At 62.2% G+C, this 8,965-nt stretch carries 13 protein-coding genes; 9 read left to right on the forward strand and 4 right to left on the reverse strand.

What is annotated here, in order from left to right; all coding sequences use genetic code 11:
* Positions 1–248: hypothetical protein (locus O2807_07650; GenBank protein MDA1000374.1), on the reverse strand; the 248-nt coding region annotated here is incomplete at its 3' end.
* 185 nt (positions 249–433) lie between these two features.
* On the opposite strand from O2807_07650, the gene O2807_07655 reads away from it, so the two are divergent.
* Positions 434–1,102, forward strand: coding sequence for a DinB family protein (locus O2807_07655; GenBank protein MDA1000375.1), 669 nt, complete (start codon positions 434–436; stop codon positions 1,100–1,102).
* A 7-nt stretch (positions 1,103–1,109) separates the two neighbouring features.
* Complete coding sequence (locus tag O2807_07660; protein ID MDA1000376.1) at positions 1,110–2,342, forward strand: MFS transporter; 1,233 nt, start codon at positions 1,110–1,112, stop codon at positions 2,340–2,342.
* Here O2807_07660 and O2807_07665 read toward each other — a convergent pair.
* Together O2807_07665 and O2807_07670 are read right to left on the reverse strand one after the other, a co-directional pair.
* Entirely contained in the window at positions 2,339–2,878 is a 540-nt protein-coding gene (locus O2807_07665; GenBank protein ID MDA1000377.1) for a TIGR00730 family Rossman fold protein, read from the reverse strand. The two genes, O2807_07660 and O2807_07665, sit on opposite strands and share 4 nt — an antisense overlap.
* Entirely contained in the window at positions 2,875–3,348 is a 474-nt protein-coding gene (locus O2807_07670) for a VOC family protein (protein MDA1000378.1), read from the reverse strand. The genes O2807_07665 and O2807_07670 overlap by 4 nt, the downstream gene beginning before the upstream one ends.
* A gap of 171 nt (positions 3,349–3,519) precedes the next feature.
* Here O2807_07670 and O2807_07675 point away from each other — a divergent pair, with 171 nt between their 5' ends.
* The 4 genes from O2807_07675 to O2807_07690 all read left to right on the forward strand — a co-directional run bounded on the left by O2807_07675 (position 3,520) and on the right by O2807_07690 (position 6,821).
* Positions 3,520–3,882 carry a hypothetical protein gene (locus tag O2807_07675; protein MDA1000379.1) on the forward strand — a complete coding sequence of 121 codons (363 nt, stop codon included), beginning with the start codon at positions 3,520–3,522 and terminating at the stop codon, positions 3,880–3,882.
* A complete protein-coding gene (locus O2807_07680) occupies positions 3,866–5,245 on the forward strand; it encodes an FAD-containing oxidoreductase (GenBank protein MDA1000380.1) in 1,380 nt (459 codons plus the stop codon). Before O2807_07675 ends, O2807_07680 begins: the two co-directional genes overlap by 17 nt.
* A 94-nt stretch (positions 5,246–5,339) precedes the next feature.
* On the forward strand, positions 5,340–5,924 hold the full coding sequence (locus tag O2807_07685) for a helix-turn-helix domain containing protein (GenBank protein MDA1000381.1): 585 nt from the start codon (positions 5,340–5,342) through the stop codon (positions 5,922–5,924).
* A gap of 66 nt (positions 5,925–5,990) precedes the next feature.
* Positions 5,991–6,821 (forward strand): LLM class F420-dependent oxidoreductase, encoded by an 831-nt coding sequence (locus O2807_07690; protein ID MDA1000382.1) that lies wholly within the window; start codon positions 5,991–5,993, stop codon positions 6,819–6,821.
* A 135-nt stretch (positions 6,822–6,956) separates the two neighbouring features.
* Here O2807_07690 and O2807_07695 read toward each other — a convergent pair whose 3' ends face one another.
* On the reverse strand, positions 6,957–7,235 hold the full coding sequence (locus O2807_07695; GenBank protein MDA1000383.1) for an HU family DNA-binding protein: 279 nt from the start codon (positions 7,233–7,235) through the stop codon (positions 6,957–6,959).
* A 183-nt stretch (positions 7,236–7,418) separates the two neighbouring features.
* On the opposite strand from O2807_07695, the gene O2807_07700 reads away from it, so the two are divergent.
* From O2807_07700 to O2807_07710, 3 genes are all read left to right on the forward strand, one after another.
* A complete protein-coding gene (locus O2807_07700; GenBank protein ID MDA1000384.1) occupies positions 7,419–7,868 on the forward strand; it encodes an NUDIX hydrolase in 450 nt (149 codons plus the stop codon).
* A gap of 83 nt (positions 7,869–7,951) precedes the next feature.
* A complete protein-coding gene (locus tag O2807_07705; protein ID MDA1000385.1) occupies positions 7,952–8,674 on the forward strand; it encodes a HAMP domain-containing sensor histidine kinase in 723 nt (240 codons plus the stop codon).
* Positions 8,664–8,965 (forward strand): Ldh family oxidoreductase (locus tag O2807_07710; protein MDA1000386.1); only part of this gene is annotated, 302 nt, incomplete at its 3' end. The genes O2807_07705 and O2807_07710, both read left to right, overlap by 11 nt.

An 8,965-nucleotide genomic window follows, 5' to 3' on the forward strand; every position in this document is an offset into this window, starting at 1 on the left:
CGGCCGAAAAAATTCCCGACCGCCCCCGCCAGGGCAAACCACAGGAGTCCCTTCAGCGGCCAGGCGGCCACCCCGTCCGTCAACGCAAAGTAGTAAAAGAAGCTGCATGCACTGATGGTGAAAGAACTGATCAACACGGTGGCGGCCGGGGCCATCGTCCGGAGGGATTCGCGGTAGAACACCTGCGCGAACGCGATGATCACCGCGGCGAGCAGCGCCAGAACGTTGGGATGAAGATCAAAAACCAAGCGCATCCCCTTCACGAATAAAATGGCGCCCTCCGGAACCGCCCGATTATGGCACGCGCCCGCCGAGCGAACCATTCATTTCTGTGCGGCCGTTTTTCCGCACGGCGGGGACTGGTACAATCACCCCGCGCCAGGTTTTCGCGCACTCTTTCCACGCATCCTTTTCATGCAGGGACATGCGAACAATGAACAATCCCGAAACCGCCGGCCGCGAAATCTTTCCCGAATATGCCACGCTTCCGGACATGTTCGCGGATGAGGTGCGCGGCCTGAGTGAGGCGCAGATTGACCGGCGCTACCCCGAAAAAAGCTGGGGCGGCTGGTCTATCCGCGAGCAGGTGAGCCACACCGCCTGGATTCCCTATCTCCTGTTCGCCGGCCATTGGCGGGAGATTCTCTTCCCGGAAAGCGCGCCGCCCCGCGCCGATCGCCTCGACACCGGCGGCGCCGACCGGATGCTCGATCCGAAACGGTTTCATGAGATGCGCGACCTCCTCGCCGTCTTTCGGGAGGGCTGCGCGATGGCCTGGGATTTGCTCGAAAAAGAAACGCCGGGCTCGATGCAAGAGAAAATCCTCACCCGGGAGACGCCGGGCGATCGCACCTGGGCGAGCGGCGAGAGCGTGCGCGATTATTTCGAAAAACTCGTTCTCCCCGCCCACGGACCCGGCATCCGGCGGGACAAGGAAAACCCCGATATTTTCTACCAGACGCTGGAGAGTGCTTTCCGGCATTTCATCTGGGAGGCGTACGTCCACCTCAAGACCATTCAGATGTACCGGAGAAGCTTCGGCCTCCCCCCCGTGAGCGATGTTCCCGAGGTGGGGTTCATCCCGTTTTTGACGTGGGAGTAGAAAACACATGACCGAAGAGACCGAAGCCGCCTTTCCTCCGGGCAAATGGGCCGCCATCGCCCTTCTTGCCCTGTGCGAAGTGCTCGCGATGGCGCTTTGGTTCTCGGCCACGGCCATTTTGCCCGCGCTCCAGCGCGAATTCGCGCTGAGTTCGAACCAATCCTCCCTGATCACGAGCAGCGTGTCGGCGGGCTTTGTCATCGGTACTTTCTTGAGCGCGGTTCTCGGCCTGGCCGACCGGTTCGACTCCCGCCGCTTTTTCATGTGCGCCGTCATCGTGGCCGCTTCCGCCAATATTTCGATTCAGTTCATGGACCCCGCCGCGCTCTCCGTGCCGTTGCTGCGCTTCATCGTGGGCGCTTGCATGGCGGGGGTCTATCCGGTCGGGATGAAAATGGCCTCGACCTGGGCGCGGGGGGACACCGGCTTTCTGGTGGGACTTCTCGTCGGGGCCCTCACCCTCGGTACGGCCTCTCCCCACCTGATCGGCACCTTCGGGGGGATCGACTGGCGCTTCACGCTGACGGTCTCCTCCATTCTGGCCGCCCTCTCGGGCGTGCTCATCCTCTTTTTCCGGCCGGGGCCCCTCCTCACGCGCCCGGTGCGCTTTGAGGCGATCTACGCCCTGCGCGCCTGGACGGAGAAACCCCTGCGACTCGCGAATCTGGGCTACTTCGGCCACATGTGGGAGCTTTACGCGATGTGGACCTGGATCGGCGTTTTCCTGAACGCGAGCTTCGCCCTGCGGCTGGGGGGAGCGGACGCCGCCTTCTGGGCCAAACTCCTCACCTTCGCCACCATCGGGGCGGGCGGCGCGGGCTGTCTTCTCGGGGGGCTGTTCGCGGACCGGCTCGGGCGCACCACCTTGACCATGCTCTCGATGGCCGTCAGCGGGGTTTGCGCCCTCCTCGCGGGATTTTTCTTCGGGGGAAACCCCTGGGCCATCGCGGCGTTTTGTCTCGTATGGGGTTTGTTCATCGTCGCGGACTCGGCACAGTTCTCGGCGAGCGTCATCGAGCTATCGGATTCCGGCCTCGTCGGCACGATGGTCACCGTTCAAACCTGTACGGGTTTTCTCCTCACCATGCTGACGATCCACATGATCCCTGTCCTGAGTGAGGCGCTCGGCTGGCGGTACGCCTTCGCCGTACTCGCCGCAGGGCCCTTCCTCGGGGTATGGGCGATGGCCCGATTGCGGGCGCATCCGGAATCGATCAAACTCGCGGGCGGAAACCGCTAGACAGCCGCCATCCGGTCGAGGAGCGCGGCGGGGTCCGTCTCGACCGTCCAGAGCGCAAGATACTTTCCGTCCATGAAACCCTCCCCCGCCGCGCGCTCCATCGCGGCGAAGAAGGGGGCGAAGTAGTCCGCCACATTCAGGAAGCCGATCGGCTTGTGATGAAAACTCAGCTGGGCCAGCGTGATCGCCTCAAGCGCCTCATCGAAAGTGCCCATCCCGCCCGGCAGAACGATGAAACCGTCCGACAGATCAAACATGCGCTCCTTGCGCTCGAACATGGTCTCGACCACCTCCATGTCGCGCACCCCTTCGTGGACGACCTCTTTTTTCTGCAGGGCGCGGGGGATGACGCCGGTGACCTCCCCGCCGCCCGCCAGGGCGGCATCGGCCAGAGCGCCCATCATGCCCACCTGCCCGCCGCCGAAGATGAGACGCATTCCGCGCCGGGCGATCTCCTCTCCCAGCGCGCGGGCGGCTTCGCGGTACTCCGGCCGGTTTCCCGCGCGCGACCCGGTGAATACGCAAACGGCTTTCACGCCTGATGTCCCTCCGGGCCCGCCCGGCCCTCGACCTGATCGCCGTCGGCGCCGAAGCCCGGCCCCATCGTCGCCATCTCGATGAGCAGATTCTCGGGCCCCTGGAAGTAGACGGACTTGAAGTAAACCCGATCCACGATGCCGGTGTGGGAGATGCCCATCACGTCCAGTTTTTTCATCTGGCGGTGCAAGTCGCTCTCATCCTCGACGCCGAAGGCGATGTGGTGCATTCCGCCAGCGCCGAGCCGGTTCTCCGGCATCTCGGGAATTTCGAAAAAGGTGACCATGGTTCCCGGACTCCCTTTTTCATCCCCGAGATAATAGTGTTTCTGACCGGGGGCGTCGAAATTGACCGTCGTTTTCACCAGGCGGAGCCCCACGGCCTCTTCGAGAAAATTCACCATTGCATCAATGTCCCGGGTGACCAGCGTGACGTGGTGAAGTCCCCTCAGGCGGATTTCCCCGTTCATTCTTTTCTCTCCCCGTGTGCCGCTTCAGATTTCCGGAGCGTATCACCCGGCGGAAAGAAGAAAAACCGCGCTTGCGGAGAAGCGGGCAAAACCATCATCATCGGTGCACGTTTTCAGACAATAAACCGGAGAAGGCACTCCGGTGCCCCGCGGCACAGGCGGAGGGTCTTCGTGGATTTTCTATTCGAACCTCCATACGCCCTCTTCTTCGCGGCCCTCTTTCTGATTGCCGGGGCCGTCTCCGCCTGGCGGGGGGTGCGGCTTTTCCTGAAAGGCTTCCGGGCGGGCGGCGATCCCTCCCGCGTGCTTTGGCTCGTCCGGGGCATCCGGGGCGTCATCGTCGCGCTCGCCATGGCGGTGGGCGCCCTGGGCGTTTGGCTGCACAGCAAATGGCTCCTGATCTTCGGCATCATCTTTCTTCTCGAGGAAATCTACGAAACCGGCGTCGTGATCCTGGCGCTGCGGGCGGGGAAAAATGCCGCACACGCTTCTCCGCCTCCCCACAAGGAGAGAACGAATGACAACGACCTATGACGCGATCGTGATCGGCACCGGGCAGTCCGGCCCCATGCTCGCCTTCCGGCTCGCGGGCGCGGGCATGAAGGTGGCCGTCGCCGAGCGGGGCCGCTTCGGCGGCACATGCGTGAACGTCGGCTGCATCCCGACCAAGACGATGGTGGCGAGCGCGCGCGCGGCCTACGTGGCGAGACGGGCGGCCCATTTCGGCGTCGAGATCGAGGGATCGATCCGCGTCGACATGAAGAAGGTGAAGGCGCGCAAGGATGAGCTGGTGCGAGCCTCGACCACCGGGGTGGAGAACTGGATGAAATCGGCCGAGAACATCACCGTCTACGAGGGACACGCCCGCTTCGAGGGGCCGAACGCGGTCCGCGTGAGGGACGACCTCCTCAAGGCAGAAAAGATATTCATCAACGTGGGCGGAAGGGCGAGCATCCCCCCCATCCCCGGTCTCGATTCGGTCCTCTATCTGACGAACTCCTCCATGATGGAGGTGGATTACCTTCCCGCGCATCTTCTGGTGCTGGGGGGAAGCTACATCGGCCTCGAATTCGGGCAGATGTTCCGCCGCTTCGGAAGCGAGGTGACGATCATCCAGCGCGATTCACACCTGGTCTCCCGCGAGGACGAAGATGTTTCGGAGGCCGTCCGCGAGATTCTCGAAGCCGAGGACATCACCGTCTGCACCGACACCGGAGATCTCAAGATCGAGAGCCGGGACGGGAAGATCGCCATCGGGATGATGTGCGGCGGGGCGCCGCGCGAGGTCGCGGGCTCCCACCTTCTGGTGGCGACCGGAAGGGTGCCGAACACGGACGACCTGGGCCTCGATGCGGCCGGGATCGAGACGGATGCGCGCGGCTTCATCGGGGTGGACGATCAGCTCCGCACGAACGTCCCCGGCGTCTGGGCGATGGGCGACTGCAACGGAAGAGGCGCCTTCACCCACACCTCCTGGAACGACTACGAGATCGTGGCGGCGAATCTGCTCGATAACGATCCGCGGAAGGTGAGCGACCGGTTCGTGACCTATGGGCTTTTTATCGACCCGCCCCTCGCCCGCGTCGGGATGAGCGAGCGCGAGGCCCGCGCCTCGGGGCGCAAGGTGCTGATGAGCAAAAAACCGATGAGCCACATCGGCCGCGCAAAAGAGAAGGGCGAGACCCACGGCTTCATGAAATTTCTGGTGGACGCCGGGACGAAGGAGATTCTCGGGGCGTCGATTCTCGGCGTCGGCGGCGATGAGGCCATCCACTGCATCACCGATGTGATGTACGCCGGGGCGTCCTACACCACGATCCAGAGGGCGGTCCACATCCACCCGACGATCTCCGAGCTCATCCCCACCACCCTCGGCGAGCTCGCCCCGCTGGCGTAGGGGCACTGTTCCCATGGACCTGTTGCGCAAATCCTCTTTTTGACATACTTTATGTATGTATATTCTACTCATACATACTCTAAGTATGTGAAATATGGATAATCTCCGGAATCAAAGGAAAATCTCGACTAGGCGGACGCTGCTCCAGGTGGCGCGGGGGCTTTTCGGCCGGAGCGGCTACGGGGGGACGGGGACCGAGGAGGTGGTGGCGGCCTCGCGGGTGACGCGGGGGGCGCTCTATCACCATTTCCGGGACAAGCGGGACCTCTTCCAAGCGGTTTTCGAGGACCTAGACCTGGAGACCGCCGAGAAGGCCCTGGCAGCCGCCCAAGGGGCTGGAACGCCCTGGGAAGCCCTCTCCCGGGCCGCAGGGGCCTTTCTGGACGCCGCGCTCGATCCCACCTTCCAGCGGATCGCCCTGCGCGACGCCCCGGCGGTCCTGGGCGCTGCGGCCAACCAGGAGAACCGCGTTTCAGAGACGCTGCAAGGGCTGCTCCGCCGCACGGAGGCCGCGGGGCATCTCTCCCTTCCCCTCATCGGCACCCTCCACGAGGCGGCCCGCGAGATCGCCCGCAGCGATTCACCCGAGGCCGCGCGGCAGGCGGCGGGCAGTGCGCTCGCCTGGCTCATCGATGCGATGAAGAAATCCTCTGGGGAAGATATAATCCCCCCATCCTGATTTTTGTCTTTTGCCGAACTTTCACAGCCACGTCTTTACAGGCCATGTCTTTACAGGAGAGCCGCCATGAAATTCGGTGTCGCTATTTTTCCGACCGCGGACACGCTCACGCCCGACGCGCTGGGCAGGGAAGTCGAAGCCCGGGGATTCGAGTCGATCTTTTTCCCCGAGCACACGCACATGCCGGTCAAGCATACGCCCTACCCCGGCGGGGATCTGCCGCCGGAATACGCCAGGAACATGGACCCCTTTGTCGCGATGACGGCGGCGGCGCTGGCGACGAAAACGCTCCGCGTGGGGACGGGAATCTGCCTGGTCATCCAGCGCGACCCGATCATTCTGGCGAAGGAAGTGGCGAGCGTTGACTGCCTCTCCGGAGGCCGCGTCCTTTTCGGCATCGGGGGCGGATGGAACCGCGAGGAGATCGAGCACCACGGCGTCCCCTACGCTTCGCGCTGGAAAGCGCTCCGCGAGCGGATCGAGGCCATGAAGGAACTCTGGACGAAAGAAGAGGCAAGCTACACCGGAGAGTTCGTCCGTTTCGAAAAATCATGGGCCTGGCCCAAGCCCCATCAAAAGCCGCACCCGCCCGTCATCGTCGGGGGCGGCGGCGCGCGCACGCTGGAGCGCGTCGTGCGCTATGGGGACGAGTGGATGCCCTTGCGGATGTCGCCGGATGAACTCTCGAAAAAAATCCGGGAATTGAATGAAATGGGGGCCAAGGCGGGAAGGGGGCCTTTTCCGGTGAGCCTTTTCTTTTCGCCCGAAGAGCCGGATGCGATCAAAAAATATGAGGACGCCGGGGTTTCCAGGTGCGTCTTCTATGCAGTGCCCGAAGCGCGGGACAAGCTTCTCCCCCGCCTGGATGCGCTGGCGGCCTGCGCCCGGGCGGTTTAATCGATCCGCGTGGAATTTTTCGAAACGTGCCGGGGAAAAAGATATCGAGAGACAAAAATGCCTTTTCGTGCGGGAAAAAACTTTCCGCACGCGGGAAACGGTTTTCCTGCAGTGGGAGCAAGTGATATCCAGAAACTACGAGGAAGCCACAGCTCCTTTCAATTCTTTTCCGGCAACGAATTTGGGAACATTTTTCGCAGCAATTTGAATGGCTTCTCCCGTCTTTGGGTTTCTCCCGACGCGGGCCTTGGATTCACGCACGGAAAACGTGCCAAATCCGGAGATCACTACGCGTTCGCGGCCTCTCAGCGCGCCCACAACCCCGCCAAGCATCGCGTTGAACATCTCCTCGGCCTTGGCGCGGGGAACATCACCTGCTTTTGCCATTGTGGAAATTAAATCGCTCTTGGTCATGGGGAGACTCCCAATGGGCAGATTAACAAAACGGGCAGGTATTTCTGAAAGTACATAAAAATGATATATTGAGTTTGCCCCGGCTGTCAACGAATTTGACGGTTTTTGAGACAATTTGTCTCATTCGGCATCGCGCAAAAGCCCCGGAGAAATGGGGCGGAAATCTCAGGGAAAGGAGCACACATGAGCCGGGAGTATCCCCTTCGCCCGATTGTGGGAGTTGGGGCGGTGATCCTGCAGGGGGAGGAAGTCCTGCTCGTTCGGCGGGGAAAGCCCCCCCGGGCGGGACAATGGAGCCTGCCGGGGGGCGCCGTCGAAACCGGAGAGTCGCTGGAGGAGGCCTGCCGGAGGGAAATCCTTGAAGAAACAGGGCTTTCCATCGAACTCCTCTCCCGGTGCGCCGTGCTGGATCGGATCACCCGGGACGAGTGGGACCGGGTCCGCTACCACTACGTGCTCATCAATTACGCCTGCCGGCCGACGGGAGGGGTGCTCTCGGCCTCGAGCGACATCTCGGAGGCCCGATGGTATCCCCTGAGCGAAATTCCCTCCCTGGATGCGATAACCCCCATCACCGCCCGGGTCATCCTCGAAACGGTTGAGAGCCTGCACGCGCAGAACATCTCTTTTTGACCCGTTTTTTCGGGCCGGTTTTTTTGACAGCCCCCCGCGAATCCCCGACAATCCGGCTACTCTGGAATGCGTCTGGAATGCGCATGCTTTTTGAGGGCATTGTGGAAAATCAAAAGTCATCGCAAAAACTCCTGCTCCGCCTCATCGGCCACGAGTTGCTCAAGCCTTCCTCCCGTCTGCGCGATCAGATTGAGGAAATCGGCAAAGAGGCCGACCCCTGGACGATGCGCAAAAAAGTGGGCGAGGTCCTCGAATCCACATTTCGCCTCGACCGCCTCATCCGGGACGTCGCGGATACCTCCGCCATGGAAACCGGCTCCGTCGAACTCAGTAAAGAACCCGTAAATTTTACTTCTCTTCTCAGTGAGCGCCTCAGCAAGCGCATTCAGAGAAGACGGAATTTCAGGTTTCTTCCGGAGAGCCCCGCGAAGGAAATCATTCTTCAAGGAAATCTCGAACGCCTCTCCGTCCTCATCGACGATTTGCTCGATGCCGCCGTGAACCTGACCCCGGAAGGCGGAATCATCTTGATTCGTCTCACTTCTCAAAGCGGAAACATGCAGCTGGCCACGATCAACCGGGACGCCCGCCTTCCGGCGGTGCAAGCAAGCTCGTTCCTCGATTGGCTCTCCGATCATTTCATCGAGACCAAAGCGATTGAGGGCAGCGGCATCGGACTGTACCGTTCGAACCTCATCGCCAACCACATGGGCGGAAAACTTTCCCTGTCCTCCTCCGAGGAAGAAGGCGTCACCTTTCAGGTGACGATCCCGGGGGCCGGCGAAAGAGCAGCCGATGGCGGATAGGCATGTGCGCATCGACAGCGGCGCTCTCCTCTCTTTCACGCAAAAGGTCATCGCATCCACCGGCGTATCCGAGGACCGCGCGCGCACAACGGCGGATATTCTCGTCGGCGCCGACCTGCGCGGAATCTCCAGCCATGGCGTCGCGGGAGGCACGGGACTGTCCGAGCTGATTGAACGAATCCGGGAAGGCGCCATTTTCCCGGACGCGCTCCCGGAAATCGAACACAACAACGACTGGGCACTCGCAACCGTCAACGCGAGAGGCGGCCTCGGCCCGCCGGCGGCGCTGGA

Source organism: bacterium (genome assembly GCA_027622355.1).
Lineage (GTDB): Bacteria > UBA8248 > UBA8248 > UBA8248 > UBA8248 > JAQBZT01.

Bases quoted from the DNA above. Each gene is read 5' to 3' on its own strand.
- O2807_07655 (MDA1000375.1), top strand. From the start codon at position 434: ATGAACAATCCCGAAACCGCCGGCCGCGAAATCTTTCCCGAATATGCC.
- O2807_07660 (MDA1000376.1), top strand. From the start codon at position 1,110: ATGACCGAAGAGACCGAAGCCGCCTTTCCTCCGGGCAAATGGGCCGCC.
- O2807_07670 (MDA1000378.1), bottom strand. From the start codon at position 3,348: ATGAACGGGGAAATCCGCCTGAGGGGACTTCACCACGTCACGCTGGTC.
- O2807_07680 (MDA1000380.1), top strand. From the start codon at position 3,866: ATGACAACGACCTATGACGCGATCGTGATCGGCACCGGGCAGTCCGGC.
- O2807_07685 (MDA1000381.1), top strand. From the start codon at position 5,340: ATGGATAATCTCCGGAATCAAAGGAAAATCTCGACTAGGCGGACGCTG.
- O2807_07690 (MDA1000382.1), top strand. From the start codon at position 5,991: ATGAAATTCGGTGTCGCTATTTTTCCGACCGCGGACACGCTCACGCCC.
- O2807_07695 (MDA1000383.1), bottom strand. From the start codon at position 7,235: ATGACCAAGAGCGATTTAATTTCCACAATGGCAAAAGCAGGTGATGTT.
- O2807_07700 (MDA1000384.1), top strand. From the start codon at position 7,419: ATGAGCCGGGAGTATCCCCTTCGCCCGATTGTGGGAGTTGGGGCGGTG.
- O2807_07705 (MDA1000385.1), top strand. From the start codon at position 7,952: ATGCTTTTTGAGGGCATTGTGGAAAATCAAAAGTCATCGCAAAAACTC.